Origin of the sequence: Clostridium sp. KNHs205, assembly GCF_000702945.1 — a bacterium.
Classification (GTDB): domain Bacteria; phylum Bacillota; class Clostridia; order Lachnospirales; family Lachnospiraceae; genus Anaerocolumna.
Map to the genome: position 1 here is coordinate 2,006,443 of NZ_JNLE01000003.1, position 25,915 is coordinate 2,032,357.

The 25,915-nt window shown below is 37.5% G+C and carries 25 protein-coding genes; 17 read left to right on the forward strand and 8 right to left on the reverse strand.

Going from position 1 to position 25,915, the window contains the following annotated elements; all coding sequences use genetic code 11:
- Positions 1–94: 94 nt before the first annotated feature.
- From BR73_RS0108485 to BR73_RS0108495, 3 genes are all read left to right on the forward strand, one after another.
- Positions 95–508 carry a MarR family winged helix-turn-helix transcriptional regulator gene (locus tag BR73_RS0108485; RefSeq protein WP_033165182.1) on the forward strand — a complete coding sequence of 138 codons (414 nt, stop codon included), beginning with the start codon at positions 95–97 and terminating at the stop codon, positions 506–508.
- 353 nt (positions 509–861) lie between these two features.
- Positions 862–1,614: a DUF4886 domain-containing protein gene (locus BR73_RS26710; protein ID WP_051685064.1), complete on the forward strand. Its 753-nt coding sequence runs from the start codon at positions 862–864 to the stop codon at positions 1,612–1,614.
- Between the two features lie 146 nt (positions 1,615–1,760).
- Positions 1,761–2,549, forward strand: a complete 789-nt coding sequence (locus BR73_RS0108495) for a TIM barrel protein (protein WP_033165183.1) — start codon at positions 1,761–1,763, stop codon at positions 2,547–2,549.
- On the opposite strand, the gene BR73_RS0108500 is transcribed toward BR73_RS0108495, so the two are convergent.
- The 3 genes from BR73_RS0108500 to BR73_RS0108515 all read right to left on the reverse strand — a co-directional run bounded on the left by BR73_RS0108500 (position 2,514) and on the right by BR73_RS0108515 (position 5,145).
- Entirely contained in the window at positions 2,514–3,335 is an 822-nt protein-coding gene (locus BR73_RS0108500) for a hypothetical protein (RefSeq protein WP_033165184.1), read from the reverse strand. The two genes, BR73_RS0108495 and BR73_RS0108500, sit on opposite strands and share 36 nt — an antisense overlap.
- Before the next feature lie 10 nt (positions 3,336–3,345).
- A complete protein-coding gene (locus tag BR73_RS0108505; RefSeq protein WP_033165185.1) occupies positions 3,346–3,912 on the reverse strand; it encodes an NUDIX domain-containing protein in 567 nt (188 codons plus the stop codon).
- Between the two features lie 213 nt (positions 3,913–4,125).
- Positions 4,126–5,145, reverse strand: coding sequence for a nucleotidyltransferase domain-containing protein (locus tag BR73_RS0108515; RefSeq protein WP_033165187.1), 1,020 nt, complete (start codon positions 5,143–5,145; stop codon positions 4,126–4,128).
- A gap of 471 nt (positions 5,146–5,616) precedes the next feature.
- Between BR73_RS0108515 and BR73_RS0108520 the strand changes: the two genes are divergently transcribed.
- The 3 genes from BR73_RS0108520 (at position 5,617) to BR73_RS0108530 (ending at position 7,803) form a co-directional block, all read left to right on the forward strand.
- A complete protein-coding gene (locus BR73_RS0108520; RefSeq protein ID WP_033165188.1) occupies positions 5,617–5,994 on the forward strand; it encodes a GntR family transcriptional regulator in 378 nt (125 codons plus the stop codon).
- Positions 5,995–6,334: 340 nt separating this feature from the next.
- On the forward strand, positions 6,335–7,180 hold the full coding sequence (locus tag BR73_RS0108525) for an ABC transporter ATP-binding protein (RefSeq protein WP_033165189.1): 846 nt from the start codon (positions 6,335–6,337) through the stop codon (positions 7,178–7,180).
- Positions 7,180–7,803, forward strand: a complete 624-nt coding sequence (locus tag BR73_RS0108530; protein WP_033165190.1) for an ABC-2 transporter permease — start codon at positions 7,180–7,182, stop codon at positions 7,801–7,803. Before BR73_RS0108525 ends, BR73_RS0108530 begins: the two co-directional genes overlap by 1 nt.
- Before the next feature lie 19 nt (positions 7,804–7,822).
- On the opposite strand, the gene BR73_RS0108535 is transcribed toward BR73_RS0108530, so the two are convergent.
- Positions 7,823–8,158 carry a branched-chain amino acid transporter permease gene (locus BR73_RS0108535; protein ID WP_033165191.1) on the reverse strand — a complete coding sequence of 112 codons (336 nt, stop codon included), beginning with the start codon at positions 8,156–8,158 and terminating at the stop codon, positions 7,823–7,825.
- Entirely contained in the window at positions 8,149–8,862 is a 714-nt protein-coding gene (locus BR73_RS0108540; RefSeq protein ID WP_033165192.1) for an AzlC family ABC transporter permease, read from the reverse strand. The genes BR73_RS0108535 and BR73_RS0108540 overlap by 10 nt, the downstream gene beginning before the upstream one ends.
- 276 nt (positions 8,863–9,138) lie before the next feature.
- On the opposite strand from BR73_RS0108540, the gene BR73_RS0108545 reads away from it, so the two are divergent.
- On the forward strand, positions 9,139–9,468 hold the full coding sequence (locus BR73_RS0108545) for a tRNA-binding protein (protein ID WP_033165193.1): 330 nt from the start codon (positions 9,139–9,141) through the stop codon (positions 9,466–9,468).
- 70 nt (positions 9,469–9,538) lie between these two features.
- On the opposite strand, the gene BR73_RS0108550 is transcribed toward BR73_RS0108545, so the two are convergent.
- Both BR73_RS0108550 and BR73_RS0108555 read right to left on the reverse strand, forming a co-directional pair.
- Positions 9,539–10,825, reverse strand: a complete 1,287-nt coding sequence (locus BR73_RS0108550) for a DUF4317 domain-containing protein (protein WP_033167232.1) — start codon at positions 10,823–10,825, stop codon at positions 9,539–9,541.
- A gap of 124 nt (positions 10,826–10,949) precedes the next feature.
- Positions 10,950–11,489: a 2'-5' RNA ligase family protein gene (locus tag BR73_RS0108555; protein WP_033165194.1), complete on the reverse strand. Its 540-nt coding sequence runs from the start codon at positions 11,487–11,489 to the stop codon at positions 10,950–10,952.
- Between the two features lie 861 nt (positions 11,490–12,350).
- Here BR73_RS0108555 and BR73_RS0108560 point away from each other — a divergent pair.
- From BR73_RS0108560 to clpP, 7 genes are all read left to right on the forward strand, one after another.
- Entirely contained in the window at positions 12,351–15,551 is a 3,201-nt protein-coding gene (locus tag BR73_RS0108560; protein WP_051685065.1) for a CARDB domain-containing protein, read from the forward strand.
- A 370-nt stretch (positions 15,552–15,921) separates the two neighbouring features.
- Positions 15,922–16,866 (forward strand): hypothetical protein, encoded by a 945-nt coding sequence (locus BR73_RS0108565; protein ID WP_033165195.1) that lies wholly within the window; start codon positions 15,922–15,924, stop codon positions 16,864–16,866.
- Between the two features lie 24 nt (positions 16,867–16,890).
- Positions 16,891–17,568, forward strand: coding sequence for a hypothetical protein (locus BR73_RS0108570; RefSeq protein WP_033165196.1), 678 nt, complete (start codon positions 16,891–16,893; stop codon positions 17,566–17,568).
- A gap of 585 nt (positions 17,569–18,153) precedes the next feature.
- On the forward strand, positions 18,154–18,936 hold the full coding sequence (gene ygiD / locus BR73_RS0108575; protein WP_033165197.1) for a 4,5-DOPA dioxygenase extradiol: 783 nt from the start codon (positions 18,154–18,156) through the stop codon (positions 18,934–18,936).
- Positions 18,937–19,078: 142 nt separating this feature from the next.
- Positions 19,079–19,438, forward strand: a complete 360-nt coding sequence (locus BR73_RS0108580; RefSeq protein ID WP_033165198.1) for a hypothetical protein — start codon at positions 19,079–19,081, stop codon at positions 19,436–19,438.
- Positions 19,439–19,737: 299 nt separating this feature from the next.
- The gene (locus tag BR73_RS0108585; RefSeq protein ID WP_051685066.1) at positions 19,738–20,154 is read left to right on the forward strand and encodes an AraC family transcriptional regulator; all 417 of its coding nucleotides are present in this window, start codon (positions 19,738–19,740) and stop codon (positions 20,152–20,154) included.
- Positions 20,151–20,732 carry an ATP-dependent Clp endopeptidase proteolytic subunit ClpP gene (gene clpP, locus BR73_RS0108590; RefSeq protein WP_033165199.1) on the forward strand — a complete coding sequence of 194 codons (582 nt, stop codon included), beginning with the start codon at positions 20,151–20,153 and terminating at the stop codon, positions 20,730–20,732. Before BR73_RS0108585 ends, clpP begins: the two co-directional genes overlap by 4 nt.
- A gap of 148 nt (positions 20,733–20,880) precedes the next feature.
- On the opposite strand, the gene BR73_RS0108595 is transcribed toward clpP, so the two are convergent.
- Positions 20,881–21,936, reverse strand: coding sequence for a DMT family transporter (locus tag BR73_RS0108595; RefSeq protein ID WP_033165200.1), 1,056 nt, complete (start codon positions 21,934–21,936; stop codon positions 20,881–20,883).
- Between the two features lie 585 nt (positions 21,937–22,521).
- Between BR73_RS0108595 and BR73_RS0108600 the strand changes: the two genes are divergently transcribed.
- The 3 genes from BR73_RS0108600 to BR73_RS0108610 all read left to right on the forward strand — a co-directional run bounded on the left by BR73_RS0108600 (position 22,522) and on the right by BR73_RS0108610 (position 25,860).
- Positions 22,522–23,406 carry a LysR family transcriptional regulator gene (locus BR73_RS0108600; protein WP_033165201.1) on the forward strand — a complete coding sequence of 295 codons (885 nt, stop codon included), beginning with the start codon at positions 22,522–22,524 and terminating at the stop codon, positions 23,404–23,406.
- Between the two features lie 218 nt (positions 23,407–23,624).
- The gene (gene yfcE / locus BR73_RS0108605; protein ID WP_033165202.1) at positions 23,625–24,164 is read left to right on the forward strand and encodes a phosphodiesterase; all 540 of its coding nucleotides are present in this window, start codon (positions 23,625–23,627) and stop codon (positions 24,162–24,164) included.
- Between the two features lie 376 nt (positions 24,165–24,540).
- On the forward strand, positions 24,541–25,860 hold the full coding sequence (locus BR73_RS0108610) for an aspartate kinase (RefSeq protein WP_033167235.1): 1,320 nt from the start codon (positions 24,541–24,543) through the stop codon (positions 25,858–25,860).
- Positions 25,861–25,915 lie beyond the last annotated feature (55 nt).

The window sequence follows — 25,915 nt, forward strand, 5'->3', positions numbered from 1 at the left end:
TTCAATGTTTGAAAGTATATTTACGGCATTTTAATGTTTGAAAGTGGTTGAATTTATTCATGCTTATATATAAATAGCTTATATAGGAGAGCTTATGCAGCCACATATCAATTTTTTCGGTCAGTACGTTGCGCTTTATAATTCTTACATCAGCCGGCTGAACAATTGTCTGTCTGCTTACCATCTAGACGGTAACCAATATGCAGTAGTCTATTATTTGTTCCATGAGGGTCCCAATGCTTTTGAAAATATTGAAAAATGCCAATATATAAAAGCCAATCCCCTGATGAGGAACATAAAACAGCTGATAAAAGCAGGCTATATCATTGATGTATCGGAAGAAAAGAAGAAACACATTTACAGTCTGACACTCTTAGGTGAAAGAACCTACAGAGAAACAGAACCTCTTGTAATCGCTCTCTTGGAACAAGCGCTTGGAGGCATTACTGAAGAGGAACAGTTAGTAATCTTAAAAGTTTTCAGCAAGATGAAAGATAATCTTGCGTAATTTCTAGTCTATTATCCCAATAAGTTCGCAAGGAAGAGACCTGCATGACAGGTTATCTTACTGTCATTATTTATTCATAAGAAAGGCAGACTGCCTCTTCCTTGCTTAGTGATTGTCTGATTATCTCATTTCAAATAAAATTAATTTGAAAATTTCAGTTAAGGATTTACAATTAAGGATCTTCAATTACCAATAAAGCTTCTTGTAATATTCATTATTCTACTAGTCATATTAATAATCTAATTTCCAATAAAAAAACTAATTTCCAATAAAATAAAAATCCTCCTTGTACTTTCCTTTTGCACTATATTGCAGTATGATGGTGTTAAGGATATTATAAGGAGGATTTTGTTATGAAAATATTGGCTATCGGAAACAGTTTCTCAGAGGATGCAACAGCATATCTATATCAGATAGCAAAAGCCGGCGGGGATGAAATCAAGGTAGTAAATCTCTATATCGGAGGCTGTTCCCTGCAAAGACACCAGGAAAATGTAGAAGGAAACATAGCAGATTATGATTACCAGATAAACGGAGAGTATACCGGCAGGAAGATATCCATTCAGGAGGCACTTTCTGAAGATAACTGGGATGTGGTAACATTACAGCAGTGCAGCGGTTTAAGCGGCCTTCCGGACAGCTATAATCCCTATCTTGAAAAACTTTCTAAATATGTAAGCAGCCTGGTACCGGGTGCGAAGCAGTGGATTCACAAAACCTGGGCTTATGAGAAGGATTCGAATCATGGAGAATATGGATATTATGATAAAAGTCAGGAAAAGATGTATGCAGAACTTACAAAGGCATATGATATAGCAGCCAAAAAGCTTTCGGCAAAGCTCATACCCTGCGGTGATGTTATCCAGTATTTAAGAAGTTTGCCGGAGTTTGATTATGGTAATGGCGGAATGAGCCTGTGCAGGGACGGCTTTCATATGAATATACCCTACGGACGTTATGCCCTTGCATTGACCTGGTACAAGACCTTGCTTAACGGTGATATTTTAACGAATACTTTTGTTCCTGAAAAGGAAGAGGAAGCGGTGGATCCAAAGCTTCTTTCATTTATAAGAGAGAAAGTATCTGAATTTTTAGAACAAGAGTAGCCTAAATAATTGAGACCACAACGCTGGGGACCAGCTTGCTTAATGGAGTCATATGTTTAATATGAATCAATCAAAATGAGCGGTACAAAACTTGCAGAACATATGTATACAGCATATGTTCTGCAAGTATATACAGGAGATAAAATATGAATTTTGGAATGCCTACCTTAATTGAATATGATACGCTGGTGGAAAATGCAAGACTTTGTAAGGCAACAGGGCTTGATTTCATTGAGCTAAACATGAACCTGCCCCAATACACCCTGGAGCAGCTGAAAGAAACCCAGTATCTTAATGAGTTATCCGAGGAGTATAGCCATTACTATACCATTCATCTCGAGGAGAATTTAAATGTCTGTGAATTTAACCAGGCAGTGGCAAAAGCTTATGAAGCTACTGTCTATGAAACCATTGAAGCAGCTCTGGCGCTAAAGGTGCCGTTATTGAATATGCATATGCATAGTGGTATCTACATTACCCTGCCGGATAAGAAGGTTTATCTTTATGATAAGTATAAGGATATCTATTTAAAGAAACTGGAGATATTCCGGGATAACTGCCAGAGGGTTATAGGAAATTCAAACCTTGTAATTTCTTTGGAGAATACGGACGGATTTCGGCCTTTTCAAAAAGAGGGGATTGAATTATTGCTTGACAGCAAGGTATTTACACTGACCTGGGATATCGGCCATTCCCATGCTGCAAAAGACATAGACGAGGAATTTCTGATAGAACATAAAAGCAGGTTGCAACATTTTCATATCCATGATGGAGCAGGAAAACAGAACCATATGACCCTCGGACAGGGAGAAATCAATCTGGCAGAAAGACTTTCCCTGGCCGAGGAGACCGGCAGCAGATGTGTATTGGAAACAAAAACAGCAGAAAGCCTGAGAACTTCAGTGGATTGGCTCAAAGACAGAAGCTACTTGTAATTGCAACCGACCATCAGCTTCATTTACTTTAGGGATATTATTAGATAAATATTCATATTCAGGTAATCTTGAAAGGCAGTTACGTAAAATACATAACAGGATAGGATGAAAAGTTTTGGCATTTGCTGTTTTCATAGGGTAGCCACTGTTTAGCTGCTCTAATAATTCTGCTTTCAAACACTTAAGTTCCTGTTCTGCGATACAAACAGGCAGTTCGGATAAGCACAGCAGGTAATACCATTTAACACTCCAATGTCTGTGTTTACTATCGTAGTATTTGTGATAATTTGTCAGGCGCTCTTTTATCCAAACGGTTTCATGAGGCGCTGCGGCTGCCAGAAACCGAAGCACGATTAAAGAGGTTTCGTAGCATTCACCGACCCCGTCATCTTCGTTCCCAAAACAGGTGGTACGAAGCCTGGCAAGAGTTTGCGCTGTCATCTCTTTTACAGCGTCGTTATTGACAGTAAGAAGCACCAGCAGTCTTAGAATTTCTAATTCGTAGGAATTAGCTGCAAGGATGTGAGTCTTTGGAGTCTGCGACAGAAGTGTCTTTAATTTCATTCCATTATTGTAGGGCGGTATAAAGTATAACGGATACATCTTATGCCCGTTCTTATCAGAGTTATCAGGATATCTGACACTTCTGTAAAAATTTCTTGCAACTGTATCACTGCTGATAGAAGAAAGCAGCTGATTTACTATTTTTTCCGACTGCCGCTGTGTCAGAGTACCGCCCTTAATCAGGTAATAATTTGTTTTGACCGTCAATTCATAGGAATTCATCTAACCCTCCTTATTTCGAAAGACTACGTGCAAAGGTAATTAATTTATTGTACAGATATAGATCATCTTCTGAAAAGTATTCCTTTGTAAACTTATCAACTGAAAACCAGTCTACCCCAGTGTTTTCCTCTTCACAGATATGAAGGGCAGCTTTTTCTTCTGCTATAAGGATATAAGCAACAGAGAGGTGCAGGTGTGCATTGACGAACCTGGAGTTCTTTCTGTGCCTGAATACGGGAAGGATGTCAACAGTGGCTATATCTTCTGACAGAGGTTCTATTTGGGTCAGGCCGGTTTCTTCCTTCGCTTCCTTTATTGATACATATAACATATCCTTATCACCATCAGCATGTCCACCGGTCCAGGACCATACATTTCGGATATTATGGTGTACCAATAATACCTTGTCCAGGGTACGGTTCATAATAAAGCCGGAACTGGAAATGTGTGCAATTTCGTTATCCCGTAGTAATACATTATCTCCGAAATATTTTATATATTCAAGGATAACCTTCTTATCCTGTGCTTCCTGTTCATTAACAGGCTTGTATTTTTCAATAGCAATTCTATAATCCATGGTTTACTCCTTCGTAATCAATTCTAAAAACCGGGTTTTACAGCACATTTGATTCTATTGGTAATTCCACCTATACAGAAATTCTCCATGCAGAAATTCTCCATGCAGAAATTCTCTATGCAGAAATTCTCTATAGAGAAATTCTCTATACGGAAATTCTCTATATAGAAACTCTCTATACGGAAACAATCTTTAACGGTAAGAGCTAAACTTCTAGTACCCACCTGTGATTGCTCTTTCATTTACACTTATAACAAATTCTTCTATCTTCTTATAATCGGGATTCTCAGGTAAACTCGTATTTTCTTTAGCATATTTGAATCTCTTCTCATATTCATTCAATAAATCCCAGAACTCCTGTCTCATGTTACCATTGTCATGCATATACATACCACTGCGAATATCCATAAGCAAGTCGTGTTCTTTCTCTCTATAGGTATTAATTTCTTCTTTTTCAAGAATATCCAGACACATCATATATAATCTGATCAGATGCATACAGTGCTTATTGAGGTGTAACTCATCTTTCTTACTATTACGTTTGCCTATTTTACTATATTCTTTGACCACATTGTTCATTTCAGACCAAAGGTTTTTATAATCCCTCAGCGGATAATGGCTCAAAGCTATATCCATAAATATTTCCGTATCCAGTTCTTCTTTGACCGATTTGTCTATATATAGTTGAATTGAACCATCCTCAAACTGTTCATATCTTGTCTTAATATCATATAACATATCTTTTACTGTGTTAAGGATATGCCCTTCCGTTTCAGGCTGTGTTAAGGTATCTCTGGCAATTGCATTCTGTAATCTTCTAAGCTGTTGCGTAGCATATCCGCCAAACGAATGTATGCATCTTCTTGATAAGAATAATTTCTTTTTATCAAGCAATTCTTCGCCTATTGGAGTTACCAGCAGATAATGTTCTGGTTTTAAACCTAACATTTCTATTGTATTTGGATTAGTATTAAGTAATAAACCAATGATTTTATTAAAAGCATATATGGTTGTATCCGTTGCTTCATTTACTCTCTGCTCGAAACTGCTCATACCAATTAAATCAGATTTACTATTTAAAGCAATGCCTCTAATATCAACATCACTGGTCTTAATGTTAGTACCATAAGCATATGAGCCACCTAATCCCAGCAGTATAATTTTATCACCTAAATGCTTGTCCGTTTTTAAGAATTCATATTCTTTTGTTTCCAGCAATTTACTAAAATCCATAATGTACTCCTTTGTCCATCAATATGAAATAAGTAAGTGTTCTATCATTATATAATATTTCTTTATTTGTTACAATCTTACATTTCTTTTCTGAAATCCGGGGGCCATTTCATCTTACCAGTCTCTATTTAATTTTAAGTAAATTACCATGTAGATTCTTTATACGATTAATAAGCAATTTATTATGTAGATTCTTTATACGATTTTGTAAATAATTTACCATGTAGATTTCTTTATGCGATTTTATAAGAAATTTACCATGTAGATTCTTGATACGATTTTATAAGAAATTTGCCATGTAGATTCTTTATACGATTTTATAAGCAATTTACCATGCAGGTTCTTTATATGATCTTAAAAACAATAATAAAAAGGTCTTGACATAATCGTTCATACTGTATATATTGTTTATATACAGTATGAACAAATTTCAGAAATAAGAAATTTATTCAATGAGATAGGAGTGATTAATTGGATATTATAATAAGCAATTCCTCCAATGTGCCTATTTATGACCAGATATGTAAATCTATTAAAGATATGATTATAGCAGGTAAGCTGGAGAGTGGCGAAGCGCTTCCTTCCATCCGCAGCCTGGCTAAGGATCTGCGTATTAGCGTTATAACCACAAAGCGGGCATATGACGAACTGGAGCGGGAAGGGTATATTGACACCATTCCAGGAAAAGGCTGTTTTGTTGCCACCAGAGGAGTTGAGCTTCTAAGAGAAGAAAATCTGATGAAGATAGAAGAACATATGCAGGAGGTAGCAAGACTGGCAGTATCCTGTAACCTGACAAATGAGGATCTGATAGAAATGTTTCGCACGCTCCTTAGTGAAGCTGATTGATTAAAGTGAAAAGATTATTTACACGAATAATTAAAGGAATATAGACTTATAAGGGAAGAAGATATAACAAAAAATGTATTAAAATGACGTATAAAAACAAATCAAAAAGAAGCCTTATGAAAAAGATTTTATCAAAAAAGAAGACTTGAAAAGAAGATTTATGAAAAAAGAATTATGAAAAGAGAAGACTTATAAAAAAGCCGTATTAAAAAGAAGCCGTATTAAAAAAGAAGACGTATTTAAGTAAAAGGCACAATAAAAGAAGTACAATATAACAGTAAGACGAAAAAGAAAGAAACAAGTACTAATAAAAAAGATTTATTAGAAAGGAATATAACCTATGAATGCATTAGAAGTAAAAAATCTTAATAAATCCTATAAGGGTTTTAATCTTGATAATGTCAGCTTTTCCCTTCCTCAGGGCGGAATTATGGGGCTTATCGGCGAGAACGGCGCTGGTAAAAGTACCACTATCAAACTAATTATGAATTCAATCAGACGGGACAGCGGTGAGATAGCTGTATTGGGGAAGGATAACAACACGGATTTTACAAGGACCAAAGAAGATATTGGAGTAGTGCTTGATGAAGCTTATTTTCCCGAATGCATGACACCGGTACAGATTAATAAATGTCTGAAATATACCTACAGGAATTGGAGTGAAAAGCAGTTTTTTGATTATATGGAGAAGTTCGGACTTCCCCTTAAAAAGAGTTTTAAGGAATTCTCAAGAGGAATGAAGATGAAGCTGTCAATTGCAGCAGCAATGTCACATAATGCGAAGCTGCTCATTCTGGATGAAGCCACCAGTGGCCTTGACCCCATGGCGAGAGAAGATATATTGAATATTTTTTATGATTATACCAGAGAGGAGAATCATACAATCTTAATCTCCTCCCATATCACCTCGGATCTGGAGAAGCTGTGTGATTATATAACTTTTATCCATAAAGGCAAGGTACTATTCAGTGAAGAGAAGGATCAGCTCCTGGAGGACTATGCAATTCTTCGCTGCGGCAATGAGGATTTGAAAAGAATCCCCAAAGAGCAGATACTTGGTAAGCGAAGTTCTGCTTACAGCACGGAAGTCCTTGTAAAACGCAGTAAGGAACTCAGAGATTTCAATCTGGATAAAGCCGGAATAGAAGATATTATACTCTTGATGACGAAGAAGGAGGTGGCATAATGAAAGGGTTATTATTAAAGGATTATTACGTTTTAATGAAACAAAGCAGAATATTACTGCTGCTTCTTGTTGTGTATACCTTTCTTGCCTCTACAGGAACCGATTCTTTCGGGGCCTTCACCGTACTCTTTATATCAATGCTGCCAATGACCTTAATGGGTATTGACGAGAAGCACAAATGGGAGAACCTGGCTGTTACCATGCCTTATGAGAAGAAGGACTTTGTAATCAGCAAATATTTAATTGTAGTAGTTATGCTATTTTGCATATCAATATTTTATGCCTGTACCAGAATTGTCATGCAGTTAGCTGGTATGCATTTTGAGGAAATGTTTAGTATTTCGTATATTACCCTGATGCTGAGTATTGGGCTTATATATCCTGCTTTACTTCTTCCGTTGATGTTCCGTCTTGGTGTAGAGAAAGCAAGATTATGGTTTCTTGTAATTACGGCAGCCCTAGGTGGTGGTATAGGAGCATTTATGGCAGGTAAGTCAGAGGAGAGCTTTCAGATCCTATACAAAATCATCAGTAAACCATGGGCAATTTTGATAATGGATGTATTAATCTTCTTATTGTCCGCAGCTATCTCTGTACGATTATATGAAAAAAGAGAGTTTTAAGCTTTCGTCGTCATTGTTTTTACACAAATACAAACTGTACCAGAGCCATGTAGAGAATTGTACCGCCTGCAATGCTAAGCAGAGTATTTCTCTTCCATACATGCAATAATAAAATAAATAAAACAGCAGCACCTTCCGGAATACCGTAAGGCGACTGAATAAAAGTTACACCCTTCATGCAGTAGACTACCAAAAGGCCGATTATGGCACAGGGGAGAACCTTCCCAAGGTAGGTTACATACGCTGGGGGTGTTTTCTTTTCCGGAAATAATATAAAAGGCAGAAATCTGGTAAGCATTGTTCCCAGAGCAATTGCTGCTATGATGGTAAAGGTCTGAAGAGGTGTTAAGTACATGGCTGCTTGTCTCCTTTGTAGAATTTTCTATAAACGGTGAGTACCAGTAGTATTAAGACCATGGAGGGAATGATAAAGTTCTTTGCTCCAAATATCACCAGACAGATAATAGAGCAGATAATCCCGGACACTGCTGAAAAGTGGTTCTTTCCTTCCAGCCACTGTTCAATAAAGATGACTACGAACAATGCTGTCAATACAAAATCAAGACCTTTGGTCTCAAATTGTATCACACTGCCAAGTAAACCGCCCAGAACCGAAGCACATACCCAATAGAAGTAATCCAGAAAGGAAACAAAGAAATAAAAAGAAGCTCTATCCACTCCTTCCGGTGGTTCCTTACTGTTAACTACGGAAAAGGTTTCATCGCAGAGTACATAAATTAGAAAGGGTTTTATTTTTCCGATCCCTTTATATTTCTCCAGCATGGAAAGACCGTAAAATAAATGTCTGGCATTAACCATCAGTGCTATGTAAAAAGCCTGAAAGGGCTGAAATGGACTGGTTAACAGAGTGATTGCAACAAATTGCATACTGCCGCAGAACGCAATTGAACTCATAAGAAAAGACCATAAAGGTCCGTAACCGCTGGTGCTCATAAGTAAGCCATAGGCAAAGCCCAAAAATGCAAAACCTGTAAGGATAGGCAGGGTACAGGGGAAAGCCGCAAGAAAGGCATCGCGGTATTTGTGCTGCTTGTTCAAGTCATAACCTCCTAAAGTTGATTTAGCACAGCAATAGGATAAAGTATTGCATTGCACTGTATGTAATTCTAAAATTGTTTTAAGGATTTGTCAACCGCAGTTAGAGTGGAATTAGAAAGCATTTTCCAATTTTGATTGGAGCGAAGGAGCACATTGGTGTCGGTGTGAATTGTGTCTTTCATATTTGTAAGCTTCTTCTGTTTGATATATAATTAGAAATATCACCAAAAGGCAGGTTTGATATAAGAACCTTAAATCAATCCAGGAGGAATCGTTATGGCTTCATTTGAAGATTTTGCAAAATTAGATATTAGGGTAGGAGAAATTACGAAAGTTGAATTTTTTGATAAGGCTAAAAAACCAGCATATAAATTATGGGTAGATTTTGGTGAAGAGATTGGTATAAAAAAATCAAGTGCCCAGATTACAGAATGTTACAAAGAGGAGGAACTAATAGGAAAACAGGTATTAGGTGTAGTTAATTTTCCGCCAAGGCAGATAGCGGATTTTATGTCGGAAGTATTAGTTCTTGGGATATACTCCACTAAGGGAGTGGTATTAATTCAACCTCAGCAATCAGTTAATAAAGGCGATAAATTAGGTTAAAAATGCCTCCGTCTAAGCAGAAAACTAAATAATTCGGATCTACTTAAGCGGAAGCAAATTAAAATTGCAGCTATAGTTCCATAACACCGTTAACTTTGGCATGTTCATCATTGTCCATAGGAATGATGATACATTTCCTGCCGTCAATGGTCTGGTAAGTTATCTGGGGAACCTTAGCTTCCTTAACCTGAAGAAGCACAGCATAATCCTGATTACTGTCCTGCCCTTCCGTTAAAGGTGAGTCAGAGGCTTCATCAAAATCCCAGGACACAGTCGGTATGGGAGCTTTTGTTACTTCTTCCAGTTTTCCCTGAAGTATCTGTATTTGCTCTACCAGTGCTTTATTTGTTTTATTCTTTTCATTTTCAGTCAGAATTTTCTTATCCAGGAGATATTCTACTGCCGGAGGTTCTTCACTGAAGGTTTCTTCATAGGTCAGTTGGATTTTCTGAGTAATATCCTCGGATAGACCGCTTTCTGTCAAAATTTCCTGTACGGACTCACTGGTCAGAAAAACAGGCTCGTCCGGTTCCTCTGCGGTAGCTGCCTGCTCCTCTGCAATCATACTGAGGCTTTCCTGAATCTCGCTAATAACCTTGCTTGTTTGCTCTGAATCATTAATGGCATTCTTTATAATAGAATGGAAGGTATTTTTCTGTTCTGCAGCTGTTGCTTTTGCCGGGCAGCCTAACACCAGTTCTGCCAGTTCTCTGTGTGGTTCCAGAGGATTCTTGGTATAAAACATGGCAGAATGGATATCTGTACTGCGCTCTGTAAAAGCCGGGAAGATAAAGCCAGTCTCAGGTACGGTAACAATCCAGTCTCTGTTACGTGGTCCGATCTTATTCATATCCTCAAGGTAACCCAGGCCTGGTTTGGATAGAGTAACTGGACAGATGGCACATAATAAATACTCATAAACTTCTTCCGATTCATCCAGCTTTGCCTGATCGGATGTCTTTGTCATTACATCATAAGCATCGTGAAAGACTAAGATCAGATAGTTGCCGGAATAGTCATAACTATCAATAACCAGCTGGTAGAAGGTATTTAGCAGGCCTTCATTTTTCAGCTTGCTCTCTCTTAAGCCCATAAGAAACTGCTGTTTACCGTTTTGCTCTTCTTCAGCTAATGGAAAATTCACTTCAATTAGGTTATTTCCGACTGAACCGGACAGGACTTTCTTTGCAAGTTCCAGGTATTTATAGAATTCTTCTTCCTCCAGATTTAAAAAGGTCTCCTGAAAGTTAACCAGTATTTCTTTATCTGAATTGACGTAACAGCCACACATCTTTGTAAAGGTACATCCGGTTTTTTTGAGTCGGTTTTTTAACTCCAAGGTATCTTTCTTATTCATAATTTTATTTCTAGTAGTAGACTGTATTGCCTGGTAGTAAGAAGTGTAAAACAAGCATTCCTTACTTTCTTTACCTATAGTACGGTCTACCACAGTCTCCTTTCTTTTTAGTTCTATACTTGATTTATTTATCTAAGTCAATGGTATAAATTTCTTCCACAGGAAATGTTATTTTTACTAATCCTATTGAAACAAACTCACCACACATTTTTTCGAATTCCTGCAAGATTAAATTACTCGCCCTATAAAAAACACTATCCTCATCTTCACCAGTAAGAGCGATGGTACAATGTGGAACCCAACTATTTGGACAATACCACTCCCAGCCTTTTTTATCAAAAGCATTTAGATATTCGTGTAATTCTCGCTGAAATTGATACATATTGCTATTCATCACAGGTGATACAAAAATAGTCTTTGTATCATTAAACATTCCTACTGAACCAATATATGCAGGCATTGGCTTATGACTTTGAGCAAACTCTTTTAATTGTTTTATACATATTTCTTCCTCCACATCATTAAAACACGCTAATGTAAGATGTGGTCTTGTTTTCCATTCCAAAAACTTTGTGCTCAATTTTTCATCGGCTACTCGTTTAGCCAAGTTAAAAAGTTTCTGTTCTGTTTCTTTATCGTAATACAATTCTATCGCATATTGCATACATATTACCTCCACAAAACCGTATATCGTTCCCTTATTTGTACCCCCATTGCATAGGCCTTTCCCCAATATTATTTCTTGCGGACAGCCATTCATTTCATAATTCTGTATCAGACGTTCCAGTTTTCGTTTCAGTAAAATGCATCAAGTCTCTTAATTATAAGACAAAATCAAAAATAAATCAAAGCGTGGAATAAAAAAATTTAATAATAATTTATACTCGTATCCAATAATATGAAAGTCTGAATATCGTTAGGTAATTACAGTAATACAAAAATAATTAAATAGTGGAGTACTTTGCTTTGAATTGATTATCTGATAATTCATAAGAACTGATAATTTATAAGAATTGATAATACATAAAAACTGATAATACATAAGAACTGATAATTTATAAAAATTGATAATACATAAGAACTGAAATACATAAGAACTGATAATTCATAAAATCTGTCATTTCATATAAAAGGTAATAGGCGCAGCTTTTTCTTCTTGAAGATGATGATTTATTCTTTTTATTATGTTAATTATAACTAAAAATATAAGAAAAAGTTCCTATATTTATACAAATTAACGATAAAGTACTTGCATATAAAAATAAGCCATGATAATATAAAATTATGGAGCAAGGATTAAGTTTACAAAGTTTAACGTTAAACTTACCTCTCTGTACGGCCTGGAATTCCAAGATTTATTGAAGTATGGTAAAAATTATAAGAGCTCTTTTACAAAATTATCGAAAGGAGGGTAAGCAGTTAAAGTTTAAAAGGGAAGCAATAACTGTCTCCGGAAACAGTTATTGCCACCTTTCTTAATTACATGTGGGTTACTTTAAAATGATGTGGAGGGTAGCAAAAGAATATGAACGGTAAAAATAAGCTTTTAAGAATTCTTACAGCATTAGCATTGATTATTAGCCAGATATTTGTGTATACGCCAGCTACGGAGGTCAAGGCAGCAGGAGCGCCGGATCTTATTGTTACAGATATCAGCTGGTCACCGGCAAACCCTGTTGCCGGTAACAGTGTAGTCTTTTCTGCAACTATCAGGAATCAGGGAACAGGTGCAACACAGGCAGGTGTTATTAACGGTGTGAGCTTCTTTGTGGATGGAACGCAGGTAAGTTGGTCAGATACCAATACCTCCTCCATACCGGCAGGAGGTTCTATAACTGTAACCGCTAACAGCGGTCCTGCAGGAACCGCATCCTGGAATGCAACAACCGGTAACCATACCATTATGGCGTGGGTGGATGATGTGAACCGTATGGCGGAAACCAACGAAGATAATAACCAATACAGCAAGAGTCTGACTGTATCAGGAAATAATCAGGGAGGTGGGACACCGGATCTGATAGTCACGGATATAACCTCCTCTCCTGCAGCTCCCTTGTCAGGAAATGCAACCACCTTCAGTGCAGTGGTTAAGAACCAGGGAAATGGTGCAACACCTGCAGGAACCATTATAGGAGTCAGTTTCTTTGTTGATGGAACACAGGTAAGCTGGTCAGATAATACAACGACAGCTCTGGCAGCAGGTGCCTCAGTTACTGTAACGGCAAATGGCGGGCCTTCCGGAAATGCTGCGTGGACAGCTGCAACGGGAAGTCATACGGTAATGGCTTTTGTGGATGATGTAAACCGTATTACTGAAACCAATGAAGATAATAATAAATACTCAGAGAATCTGGTAGTAACAACTTCACCTATGGCAGATCTGATTGTAGCAGGTTTAACCATAAGTCCGGCTTCACCTACAGCAGGTGATACCTTAAGTTTTACTGCTACTGTGAAGAATCAGGGTATTGCAGCAGGTGCGCCAGGAGTATTAACTATCAGCGTGGATGGAAATACTGTCTATACTTCCTCCAATAATACAGCAGCACTGGGAGCAGGTGCCACTACAGCCATATCAGGAACTCTGGCAGGGCTTAGCACAGGGAGCCATACCATTACAGCAACGATAGACAGTGCTGGAACTACGGCTGAGAGCAATGAAACGAACAACACCTACAGCACCAACCTTACCGTTAATCCAAAGGCTGGTATTGACTTTATTGTAACTGAAGTAAGCTGGTCACCTTCTTATGTGACGGTAGGCAACAAGGTTAATTTCAGTGCAGTAATAAAAAATCAGGGAACGGTAGCAGGAGCTGTTGGAACAGTTGCCTTTAAAGTGGATGGAACCCAGGTAGCAACAGCAAGCAGTACAACCTCAATTGCTGCAGGAGCAACAGTAACGGTTGCAGCTTCCGGCACCTGGACTGCTACAAGCGGAGCACATGTTATTACAGCAGTAGCTGATAGTTTATCGGCGGTTACTGAAACAGATGAGACCAACAATACTTTAAATGCCAGCCTTACGGTAGGCAGTGGTGGCAGAGGAGCGACTGTTCCTTATACCAGATATGAATCAGAAGATGGACAGACCGGAGGAGGAGCAATACTTCGAACTGCACCGGACTTTAACTATGCACTCATTGCTTCAGAAGCTTCTAATCAGGCTTATGTTGCACTGCCCTCCAATGGTTCTTATGTAGAGTGGACGATTAATCAAGGCGGAGCAGGTGTTAATATGCGATTTACCATGCCGGATTCATCAAGTGGCATGGGATTAAACGGTTCTCTTGACTGCTATGTCAATGGAAGCAAGGTTTCTACTATTAATCTGTCTTCCTACTGGTCCTGGCAGTATTTTATCGGTGATCAGCCGGGAGATGCTCCCAACGGCGGGCAGGCAGCTTTCCGTTTTGATGAAATCCATTGGACGCTTCCTACAGCATTAAAAGCAGGTGATAAATTGCGTATTCAGAAAACAAACGGCGACAGCCTGGAATACGGTGTTGACTTTGTGGAGGTTGAACCGATACCGTCTGCTATTACACAGCCGGCTAATTCATTGTCAGTAACTTCCTATGGAGCCATAGCAAATGATGGTGTGGATGATTTAAGTGCCTTTAATGCATGCGTTAGTGCAGCTGCAGCCCAGGGTAAGACTGTATATATTCCTGCGGGAACCTTCCATCTTGGAGGTATGTGGACAATTTCCGCACAGAATATTACTATTACCGGTGCCGGAATGTGGCATACCAATCTGCAGTTTACTTCACCTAATGCACAGAGCGGAGGAATCTCCTTCCGTATAACCGGAACAGTAGATTTTGGTAATGTATACATTAATTCCATGCTGCGTTCAAGATACGGACAGAATGCTATTTACAAATGCTTTATGGATAACTTTGGAACCAATTCCAGAATACATAATTTCTGGGAAGAGCATTTTGAAGCCGGCTTCTGGGTTGGGGATTATGCACATACTCCTGCCATTGCAGCAGATAACTTATTAATTGAGAATGGAAGAATAAGAAACAATCTTGCGGATGGTGTTAATTTCTGCCAGGGCACCAAGAACTCAACTGTTCGTAACTGCAATGTCAGAAATAACGGAGACGACGGACTTGCCATGTGGCCGGACAACACCATGGGAGCACCCATGGAAGTAAACAATGCTTTCCTATATAATACGATTGAAAATAACTGGAGGGCAGCTGCGATTGCTATCTTTGGCGGTTCAGGACACAAAGCTCAGTATAACTACATCAAGGATTGCTTTATGGGTTCAGGAATTCGTCTGAATACGGTATTCCCCGGGTATCATTTTGAGAATAATACGGGAATTCTGTTCTCAGATACGACCATTATCAATTCCGGTACCAGTAAGGATTGCTACAATGGTGAAAGAGGAGCAATTGATCTGGAAGCCTCCAATACAAGCATTAAGAACATAACCTTTGAGAATATTGATATTATCAACAGCCAGAGAGATGCCATCCAGATGGGATATGGCGGAGGCTTCGAAAATATTGTGTTCAAAAATATCAATATTAACGGAACGGGTAAAGATGCAATTACTACCTCAAGATTTTCAGCACCTCATTTAGGAACCGCAATCTATACCTATACCTCAAATGGTTCGGCAACATTTATTAATCTTACTACCAGTAACATCGAAGCACCTGAAAAGTACCTTATCATGAATGGATTTAATGTGACTTTTCAATAAACTTAAATGACTAATTGATAATGCATAAAAAAAGAGCAGATTTCAGAAACAGCTTTTAAACCATAGACAAAGTCCAGGGTGATTACCCTGGACTTTTCAGCTCTCTTTAAAACACTACTAATTAAAGAAGTGCTTTTCGCTACCTCCAGATGTATGGAGATAATCAAAGGTCTAACTGTTAATATAACGTTTATTTTAACGTTTTACAACCGATATCTGTTTATTGTTAATACCAGTAATTGATGATATTACTAGAGTATTACTGTGAAAGAACATGGAATAATATGGGAAAAAATATTGACAAATATTAACTTTTGCACTAATATAAATAATACATTACTCGAGCAATGATAATTTTAGGAGGTATTTGATGAAGAATTTATTATTAAAACGCAGTATTGCATTATTTGTATGCTTAACATTAATAATTTCATTATGTAATGGTAACATAGTAAAAGCAAACACAGTAAATGATAATTCATTAATAGGTAGTGCTACCATTTTTAATGAGGACATTGTTAATGATCCTGAGGTTGCATTAATAGACAGTATAGCAAAAGAATACTATAATTATTTTAAAGATAATAATATTGAAGAAGAAATTTACACAATAGCAACAGATATTTCATCTGGAAAAGAAATATCTGGTTTGCCGAATGTAACTACGAACAGTATTAGTCCTTTTTCGTCAGTTTTTTCTGATGGTGTTTTAGATTACTCTTATTATGTAAAAGAAGTTACAGGACAAACTTTCACACTTAGTCAAATTGGAATACAATTAGCAGCGTTAGGTACTAAGTTAAATTTAGGAGCAGCACTTCCTTTTCTGGAATTTTTGGCTTTATTAGCTGGTGGTATTATTCTAACACTTACTATTGCTATTTTATATTCTGCAATAGCAGTTGGTGTAAATGATTTAATCTTAACATGGTATCAATACTCTAGTGTTAATTTGACTGCTGCAAAACAGAATACTATGGCTATTGTAGCTCAACAAAAAAATGGAGCAAAATATTGGAGAGCATATCTTGCTAACTATGGGGGTCTTGGCGGAATAGCTATTTCTGATCCCATTACCTATTCTCAAGCAAGTGAACTCGTTAAATTAGATATGTCTACAGTTAATGTATTTGCATTTAATTATAGTGATGCAGCTTATTTAGCTACATATGCATACGGTTTTGGATTTACAAATCCAGAAGCACATAGGGATAATGGAAAAATACTCAATATGCAACACGTTCACGCTTATATAACACAAGGGAAAATACATGGTAAATGTCATATTTTCTTTGCAGTACCAGTAGTTGCTTAAATTTAACACTGAAAGGATAAAGTTATGTTAGAATTAGATATAGAATATACCGATTTTTTATGCAAAACAGCTCTTACCATTAATAATTATTTATCTAATTCTTATAGAGACTACTTAATCACTAACATAACAGTTGATAATTATCCTCGTGTGGTTGATTATGAACATAATGAGTTTTTATTTAATTTAATAAAATCAGCAGAAGAATGGGTAGATATAGAAGCTGCTATAAAAAATGATATGTTAGTATTAAATTATAAACGCTTGCCAGACTTGATTAGATATATGCATGGTATAGATTATTTAAATAAAACTATTCATAAGAAAATGGAAGAAAGTATTGCTATACCACAGCTAAGTGATTTTTTATTAAATGATTCAGATTTCAGGTCACTTTCGATTAATAGCAAGCAACAAACATGTAATATAACTTTATCCAATGTACTTGTTTATAATGATAGTCGATTAAATTATTCAACAGATGTAGATACAAAGACAATACTTATAAAGTTTTTGGATGTTAGCAATTTAGACGTTGATGGTTCAATTTATACGGAAACATTGGGTTTAAATCGAATTTATAAATGGTATACTTCTATTGTTGATAATAAAGTATATAATTTTAAACTATTAGCTATAACCAATTATAAAAAATTCCTCTTTAGTGTACAATGTAGTAATGTAAAAGTAACTATTATGTAAGTTTATTCCAAAATTTCCACTTATAGTTAGCTGACTATTTAACTATAAGTGGAGTAACAATTCAGATATTGCTGTAGTGTTTGGATTATATTGGTTTTACGATTCTTGTCAAGTGATTAATGAGAGTTGCTAAATCGTCATTCTATAGACTGAATTCATTATAATTTTCAATGAACAGATAGGTATTTTGACTTTATTATGATATAGTTAGTGTGCCTACTCAAAAATATTGCATATTGCTTATGTCTTCCAATATCTTATGGACTTATGGAATCCTTCTTAAAATCTTCTGTATACAGTGTTGTAGAATCATCTATTCTTCCATAGACTTTATTATACCTTTTCTTTAAGATGTTATCATGGTCAACCTCCAGAGTAACTATAAGGAAACGATTTGATTTTATAAAATTTAGTGTTATAATACATATATTACAGCTAGATAAATAGAAAGAACTGCTTTAATAAATTGCAAGAACTGCTACAATAAATAGCCAAAATCCAGCGAAGTAATCACCAAGTAACATTATCACTAATGGATAAATTAAAATGTACTACAAAGTAGAAATATATAAAGGAGGAAATCTGATGAAAGCAACAAATAAAATGCCGGTATTATTTGTAGGTCACGGTTCACCTATGAATGCCATTGAAGATAACAAATTTACACGAGGCTGGGAGGTAATTGCAGAAAAAATTCCCACTCCCAAAGCTATTTTATCTGTATCAGCTCATTGGTATGTGCCGGGTACTGCAGTACTGACAGAACATAATCCCAGGCAGATCTATGATATGTATGGATTTCCCCAGGAATTATATGATTTGAAATATGAGGCCTCTGGTTCGCCGGAATTTGCAGCTAAAGTCTTGGAATTGCTGGAGGGAGAGGCTGTGGCAGACAACAGTTGGGGACTGGATCATGGAACCTGGGCGGTGTTGTGTAAGATGTATCCCGCAGCTGACATTCCTATTTTCCAGTTAAGCATTAACAGTAAAAAGGAAGCGGCCTACCATTTTCAACTGGGCAGAAAACTCAGTGCCTTAAGAGAACAGGGCGTATTGATTATGGGAAGCGGAAATGTTGTTCACCATCTTGGCCGGATCAACTGGGAGATGGAGGAGCAGGGATTTCCTTATGCAGAAGAATTCGACGGCTATATAAAGGGTTGTATTCTTAGTAAGGACTATGATGGAGTAATTGATTATAGAAGATCCAAGGCGGCAGCGATGGCTTTTCCCACACCGGAGCATTTCTATCCCCTGTTATATACTTTGGGAGCTTCCTCTGATGAAGATACAGCAGAAGTATTTAATGATTCCTGCGTGTTGGGTTCCTTATCCATGACCAGCTATCTGCTTCAGGAAAATTAACAAATATTATGAAAAAGGTCTCCAAAATACCTGTTTCATCCGATACAGTATATACAGCTGTTGGTTTAAAACAGCATGGAGTGTGTTTGAGCAGTCTATTTCAAACACAGTCTTATGTTCAGTATAGAAACAGGGTGGAGATATGATAGTAAATATTGAAATAAAGATTGCAGATGATAACGGAATTACCTTAAAGCATTACGTGAAACGTATGGAGGATATTAAGGACGGAACCATACGCCTGGAGGATATTACCGGAACGGATACCTCCTTTAAGGAGTTATTAGACCGTTATCTGACCCAAAGCGGTAGAAAGGTACGTGAGAAACTCTTTCCTACTGCCAGATTGTATAATGAAAACTTACGAACTGCGGTCAATATAAAACTACTGGAAGGAAGGAATCGGGAATTGATTCATCAAACACCTGCCCAGGCTGTACAGAAATATGAAGCCAGTTTTCATACGCTGGAGGAAGAGTCTTCTCAAAACAATGAAACTTAATACAAAACCTAATTGCGATACTGTAGTAATTACAGTATCGCAATTTCTATTAAAACATATAAGGAATTATCTGCTATAATAACAGTATAAAATCCACTAAGTACACTGAATTTACTGACTGTATTGAATTTACTGACTGCATGGGGGGAATTGAGTTTAGTGCATCCCCATGCACCAAACCAACAAACTATCTTTAAAGTAAAACCCAACCGATTGAACAGTTCACAGCCTTTGTGTATACGAAAAATTATTGTCCGGCACAAGCAGTTTTCAAACACGTTTATAAAATGGAGGTAAGAATGTCTGAAAAAGATAAGTCCATCGAAAAGATAAAGAAATACATTGATGATAATCTGTATGAAGAATTGGAACTTGAAAAGCTGGCGCAGGAAGCAGGTTATTCCAAATATCATCTGGAAAGGCTTTTTACGAAAACCTATAACAGCACTCTTTCGAAATATATTCGGGAAGAGCGCTTAAAGGATGCAGCAGCCAGACTTATATTTACGAATACTTCAATCCTTGAGATAGCTTTGGAGGCCCGTTATGAGTCACAGCAGGCTTTTACGCTGGCTTTTAAACGTCTATACCAGGTACCCCCGGGTATATACAGAAGTAAAGTGAAACAGGAAGCTTGCAGGCTTAAGGCAGTAACAGGACAGAACAGTAAGTGGTTAAGGAAAAATAATGATTGGAAAGGGAGGGCTGCGGCATGAGTTTAGTACCTTATGTAGTTGAACAGACATCCAGAGGCGAGAGAAGCTATGATATTTATTCCAGGCTGTTAAAGGACAGAATTATATTTTTAAATGAAGAGGTGACGGATGTATCAGCAAGTGTGATTGTAGCACAGCTGCTATTTTTGGAAGCAGAGGATTCCAGTAAAGATATACATCTTTATATTAATTCTCCCGGTGGTTCTGTAACAGCAGGCTTTGCAATTTATGATACCATGAATTTTATTAAATGTGATGTGTCTACCATATGTATTGGTATGGCAGCCAGTATGGGTGCGTTCCTGCTTTCCGGTGGAACCAAAGGAAAACGCTATGCCCTTCCCAACGCTGATATTATGATACACCAGCCTTCCGGCGGCGGCAGTGGTACTGCCAGTGACATAAGGATCATCAGCGAACATATTCAGAAGAACAAAAAGAGACTAAATGAAATACTTGCAAAAAATACAGGACAGAGTGCTGAAGTTATAGAAAGAGATACGGAAAGAGATAATTTTATGACTGCTGAAGAAGGTAAAGCCTATGGTCTCATTGATGAAATATTGTTAAGAAGATAGAAAGCAGATTTTTGGTGCATCGTCCTTGAATTAACCAGACCCAGTACTGTATTAAAAGTTTATCCTGCCCACTTTGCCTGGTTATTTACAGGACGATGCATTAGTTATCCATAAGCTGCCTTCAGGAATCATATACCCGGTCAGTTTATCAATCATGACTGTGGGTATGATGAAGGTCAGGCGTATGAGGATGTTCATGGGTAAGGGGAGCATGGCTGTGTGAATGGCTGTGTTCCCCTTTTATCTGTTCTGAATGGGAATGAGTATGATGTCCGTCATCATGGCTGTGCCGGTGTTCGTGTACAAGGGGAGAGTGGGTGTGAACATGTTTGTGCTTTTCACTGCTGGCTAAGTAGACTCCGGCTCCAAAGAACAGCAAAGCAATGAAAAAGACCATAGTAAGGGTCTCTTTGTTAACAATTACAGACAACAGAACTCCAAGAAAAGGTGCAAAAGCATAATAAGCACCGGTTCTTGCCGCTCCTAAATCTCTCTGGGCACGTACATAGAAGAAAATACTCAGGCCATAGGAAATAAATCCAAGAAAACAGGCGGCTGCAATGGAAGGAATATGTAAGGCGATATTGCCTGTGATAAAACAGATTAATAGAGCACCGAAGCCGGAACCAAAGCCTTTTAGGATAACAATTTCCATAGGGTTCTTCAATGAGAGCATTCGGGTGCAGTTATTCTCAAAACCCCAGCAAATACTTGCCATCAGTACAAACAGGGAGCCGGAGGAGAAAGTAAAACCGGTCATATCTACAAGACTGAGTATCAGACAACCGAAACAGATCAGGAAAATTGACCACCAGAGTCTCTTTCCTATAACCTCCTGAAATACCACTAAAGCAATCAGTGCTGTTGCTACGACTTCAAAATTACCGAGGAGAGAAGCACTGGCTGCCGTTGTCCTTGTGAGACCAAGCATCAGAAATACCGGAGCTGCCACATCTAAAAGAATCATTCCAAGGATGTAGGGAAGCTCCTTTTTTGTAAGGCGTGCTTCTTTTTCAGAAGTTCTGCCTTTACTGCGAAGGATATATAGGACAGACATACCCAAGCCGGCACCCAGATACAACATAGCTGCCATTTGAGTGGGAGGCAGTTTCTCTAAGAGGATTTTAGAGAAAGGTGAACTTAAGGAAAATAAAAGAGCGGCAAGTATAGCATAAAATATAGAAGAATGATTTATTAATCGCATCGTATATCTCCAATCCTACAAGGAATAATAAAACTACATCCCCCCTGGGGGGATATAATAAACATAACACAATGCTCAAAAAGATACAATCATTTTCATATAATAGCAGCGTAGCCTGAGCATAGGCCTGAACTGTAATCAGAAGAAACAATTGTATTTTTTTACGAGTATGCTATAATTCACTATATGTAAAGCGATGGGGATATTACTATAACGGTGATATTACTATATTTATAGTGAAATAATTCAAAATAAAAATAATAAAGAGATTACGAAAGAAGTAGCTGTTTATATCTGGTATTTTCAGGATATTATGCGCTGGAAAACACTGCGTTATAATTCTGATATTCAAGGTTAGAAGCGAAGAAATAAGCTGTTAACATAAAAATAGACAGAACGAGAGCCCCCGCGAAAACTGGTGTAAGTAATCAGATTACTTGAAATCCGGAGGCCCTAAAGGTTTAGGTGATTTGAATTTTTACAATTACAGTATAAGTCATTTTCCTTCATAAATCCAATTTATAGATTAAATGTGGGTGATAAATAAAAGTTATGGACTGTAAATAATTAGAAAGGGGTGGCGGGTTGGAACTGCATTACTTAAGAATATTTCATACGATAGCGAAATGTATGAGTTTTAAGAAGGCATCAGAGGTACTTCATTTAAGCCAGCCTGCATTATCCATACAGATTAAGAAGCTTGAGAGTGGAACCGGAATGAAGCTTTTTAATAAAATAGGGAACCGGATTGTGCTAAGCGAAGATGGAAAGATGCTATATGGCTATACTCAGAAAATATTTGCTATTGTAGAAGAGCTGGAAAATCATGTACAGAATCTTGGAAATGAAATTGGCGGAAGTATAAACCTGGGTGCCAGTAATACTCCTGGCGTATATATCCTTCCTAAGGTTATTGGGGAAATGAAGAAACGATATCCCGGTGTTACCGTTAATCTGCATGTTGCTGATACATCTGAAATCACAAATCTTATTGAGAACGGTACCTTGGATGTAGCCGTTAATGGAGGTAATTGCAACTACAACAGCAGCATAGTTGTTGAGAAACTGCTGGATGACAGACTGGTAGTAGTGGCCTCACCGGATAATCCGCTGAAAGATAAGGATACCATCAGTATCAAGGAATTGGCGAAAACAGCTTTTGTTGTTCACAGTACAACCTCCCAACTGTACACATATTATAAGAAGTTTATAGAAATTTACGGGATTTCAGAAAATATCGGTATGCATTTTGGCAGTATCGATGCCATTAAATATGCCATATATGCAGATCTTGGAGTATCCATACTGCCCTATTATGCAGTAAAATCAGAAATAGAGAAAGGAATGCTCACGCAGCTGAATATCAGCTGCAGCAAACTGGAATACCCTTATAGTCTTATCCATAATAAACATAAACATCTTTCCACGGCTTCTGCTAAGTTTATAGAAGTGTTAAAAGAGGTATTATAAGCAGAATAAACACTTATTTAGGTGAGACAATTATATAAGCGTTTAACTATCAAGTGGCTCACAAGTTCAGTAAGCAGGAAATGCAATAAGAAAAGAAAAAGAGGTAGAAGAGTGAAAGAAAATAATAAATCGAAAGGATGCCACGTGGAGATTCTTTTACTCTTTTTTATTTGTGGCAGTATCGCGGGCAGGCCTGCGATATGCAATGGGTATAAATAATGAAATTAATGATTGCATCGGATATACATGGCTCAGCCTATTATTGTAATAAAATGCTGGAAGCTTATAAAAGAGAAAAAGCGGATAAACTGTTGCTTTTAGGGGACCTCCTGTATCATGGGCCAAGAAATGACCTGCCAAGGGAGTATGAACCCAAAAAGGTTATTGAAATGTTAAATGCTGTGAAAGAAGAGTTACTCTGTGTCAGGGGAAACTGTGATACAGAAGTTGATCAGATGGTACTCCAATTTCCGGTATTGGCGGAGTACTGTATTTTATACCTGAATAATCGTATGGTATTTGCAACACACGGACACCATTTTAAGCCTGATAACAAACCCATGTTAAAGAAAGGGGATATCCTGTTAAACGGTCACACCCATGTGCCGAAATGGGAAGAAAGAGAAGACTTTATCTATGTAAATCCGGGGTCCGTTTCGATACCGAAGGAGGACAGTCCTAACAGTTATATCCTCTGGGAAGAGGAAGTTCTGTTTAAGAATCTGGAAGGTGATATCTATAAGAAGATAACGCTATAAGAAAAGATGGATGAATATATATGCATTGTATTATTGTATTCATGCATTTTTTGGTGAGAGATTGTTTTTTTGATATTCGCTTTGACCTAGTGCAGATACTAGTTTTATCTGCAAATATGTGGAAATACTATTTACACAACCCTATAAATAATTACTTTATTTATTCATTGCAATCCGGGGGGATATGTGTTATTATAAGTATCAAAATTTGTAATAAAATACTACAATGGAGTAATGCATCTTAGACAGATTGCTTCAAACAGCATGTAGCGTGCTGTTATTTTTACGTTTATTTGTTCTTACCCGCGGCATGTATTTGCTTAAAGGCCAGACTACAGATAGAAAGTTTGATATTTTAATTATGGTGGAGGAAAATATGATTAAAGTAGTTAAATTCGGCGGGAGTTCCTTAGCAAGCGCAGAACAATTTAAGAAGGTCGGAAACATAATCCGTTCCGAGGAAGCAAGAAGATATGTGGTACCTTCAGCACCAGGAAAGCGTAATTCTCAGGATACCAAGGTTACGGACATGCTCTATCACTGCTATGACCTGGCAGTAAAGGGAGCTGATTTTAAGGAAGCTATGGAAGGAATTAAGACTCGTTATTCAGATATTATTAAGGGGCTTGATCTTACCATGTCCTTAGATACGGAATTCGAACAGATAAGTGCAGACTTTGCAGCAAAAAAAGGTGCAGATTATGCAGCTTCCAGGGGAGAATACTTAAACGGTTTGATTATGGCTGAATACTTAGGCTATGAGTTTATAGATGCGAAAGAGGTCATTTTCTTTGATAACAACGGTGTCTTTGATGCAGATAAGACTGATGTTATTCTGGCAGAGAAGTTAAAGAAAACACCAAATGCAGTAATACCTGGCTTCTACGGAGCGTATGAAGATGGAGGCATAAAGACCTTTTCCAGAGGTGGTTCCGATATTACCGGGTCCATTGTAGCAAAAGCAGTACAGGCAGATATATATGAGAACTGGACAGATGTATCCGGCTTTCTTGTAGCTGATCCAAGAATTATTAAAAATCCTGAGGTAATCTCCACTATTACCTATAAGGAGCTTCGTGAACTGTCTTACATGGGCGCTACTGTTTTGCATGAAGATGCAATCTTTCCAGTAAGAAAAGAGGGCATTCCCATTAACATCAGAAATACCGATGCACCGGAAGAGCCTGGAACAATGATTGTAAAGAATACCGTTCTAAAGCCGGAATATACCATTACCGGTATTGCCGGCAAGAAAGGTTTTGTTGCTATAAATATTGAAAAAGATATGATGAACTCTGAAATTGGGTTTGGGAGAAAGGTGCTCCGTGTATTTGAAGACAATGGAATTTCATTTGAGCATATGCCCTCCGGTATTGATACACTTACCGTTTTCGTTCATCAGGATGAGTTTGTAGAAAAGGAACAGAGCGTTTTAGCTGGTATTGATCATGCTGCCAATCCGGATTCCATCGATCTGGAAAGTGATCTTGCCCTTATAGCAGTTGTTGGGAGAGGGATGCGTCAGACCAGAGGGACTGCAGGAAGAATCTTCTCAGCCCTTGCACATGCTAACGTAAATGTTAAGATGATCGATCAGGGTTCCAGTGAACTGAACATAATAATAGGTGTCAGCAACAAGGATTTTGAGGTGGCTATTAAGGCCATTTATGATATCTTTGTACTGTCCAAGCTGTAAGTCATTGACATAATATTTTTAATCAGATAACATTATGGTTAGAAGTGAGTATAAT

Excerpts from the sequence above, each read along its gene's own strand:
- BR73_RS0108560 (WP_051685065.1), top strand. The coding sequence starts at position 12,351 with ATGAACGGTAAAAATAAGCTTTTAAGAATTCTTACAGCATTAGCATTG.
- BR73_RS0108545 (WP_033165193.1), top strand. The coding sequence starts at position 9,139 with ATGGCTTCATTTGAAGATTTTGCAAAATTAGATATTAGGGTAGGAGAA.
- BR73_RS0108570 (WP_033165196.1), top strand. The coding sequence starts at position 16,891 with ATGTTAGAATTAGATATAGAATATACCGATTTTTTATGCAAAACAGCT.
- clpP (WP_033165199.1), top strand. The coding sequence starts at position 20,151 with ATGAGTTTAGTACCTTATGTAGTTGAACAGACATCCAGAGGCGAGAGA.
- BR73_RS0108535 (WP_033165191.1), bottom strand. The coding sequence starts at position 8,158 with ATGTACTTAACACCTCTTCAGACCTTTACCATCATAGCAGCAATTGCT.
- BR73_RS0108565 (WP_033165195.1), top strand. The coding sequence starts at position 15,922 with ATGAAGAATTTATTATTAAAACGCAGTATTGCATTATTTGTATGCTTA.
- BR73_RS0108610 (WP_033167235.1), top strand. The coding sequence starts at position 24,541 with ATGATTAAAGTAGTTAAATTCGGCGGGAGTTCCTTAGCAAGCGCAGAA.
- yfcE (WP_033165202.1), top strand. The coding sequence starts at position 23,625 with ATGAAATTAATGATTGCATCGGATATACATGGCTCAGCCTATTATTGT.
- BR73_RS0108585 (WP_051685066.1), top strand. The coding sequence starts at position 19,738 with ATGTCTGAAAAAGATAAGTCCATCGAAAAGATAAAGAAATACATTGAT.
- BR73_RS0108495 (WP_033165183.1), top strand. The coding sequence starts at position 1,761 with ATGAATTTTGGAATGCCTACCTTAATTGAATATGATACGCTGGTGGAA.
- BR73_RS0108505 (WP_033165185.1), bottom strand. The coding sequence starts at position 3,912 with ATGGATTATAGAATTGCTATTGAAAAATACAAGCCTGTTAATGAACAG.
- BR73_RS0108500 (WP_033165184.1), bottom strand. The coding sequence starts at position 3,335 with ATGAATTCCTATGAATTGACGGTCAAAACAAATTATTACCTGATTAAG.
- BR73_RS0108485 (WP_033165182.1), top strand. The coding sequence starts at position 95 with ATGCAGCCACATATCAATTTTTTCGGTCAGTACGTTGCGCTTTATAAT.
- BR73_RS0108595 (WP_033165200.1), bottom strand. The coding sequence starts at position 21,936 with ATGCGATTAATAAATCATTCTTCTATATTTTATGCTATACTTGCCGCT.
- BR73_RS0108515 (WP_033165187.1), bottom strand. The coding sequence starts at position 5,145 with ATGGATTTTAGTAAATTGCTGGAAACAAAAGAATATGAATTCTTAAAA.
- BR73_RS0108525 (WP_033165189.1), top strand. The coding sequence starts at position 6,335 with ATGAATGCATTAGAAGTAAAAAATCTTAATAAATCCTATAAGGGTTTT.
- BR73_RS26710 (WP_051685064.1), top strand. The coding sequence starts at position 862 with ATGAAAATATTGGCTATCGGAAACAGTTTCTCAGAGGATGCAACAGCA.
- ygiD (WP_033165197.1), top strand. The coding sequence starts at position 18,154 with ATGAAAGCAACAAATAAAATGCCGGTATTATTTGTAGGTCACGGTTCA.
- BR73_RS0108530 (WP_033165190.1), top strand. The coding sequence starts at position 7,180 with ATGAAAGGGTTATTATTAAAGGATTATTACGTTTTAATGAAACAAAGC.
- BR73_RS0108555 (WP_033165194.1), bottom strand. The coding sequence starts at position 11,489 with ATGCAATATGCGATAGAATTGTATTACGATAAAGAAACAGAACAGAAA.
- BR73_RS0108550 (WP_033167232.1), bottom strand. The coding sequence starts at position 10,825 with ATGAATAAGAAAGATACCTTGGAGTTAAAAAACCGACTCAAAAAAACC.
- BR73_RS0108580 (WP_033165198.1), top strand. The coding sequence starts at position 19,079 with ATGATAGTAAATATTGAAATAAAGATTGCAGATGATAACGGAATTACC.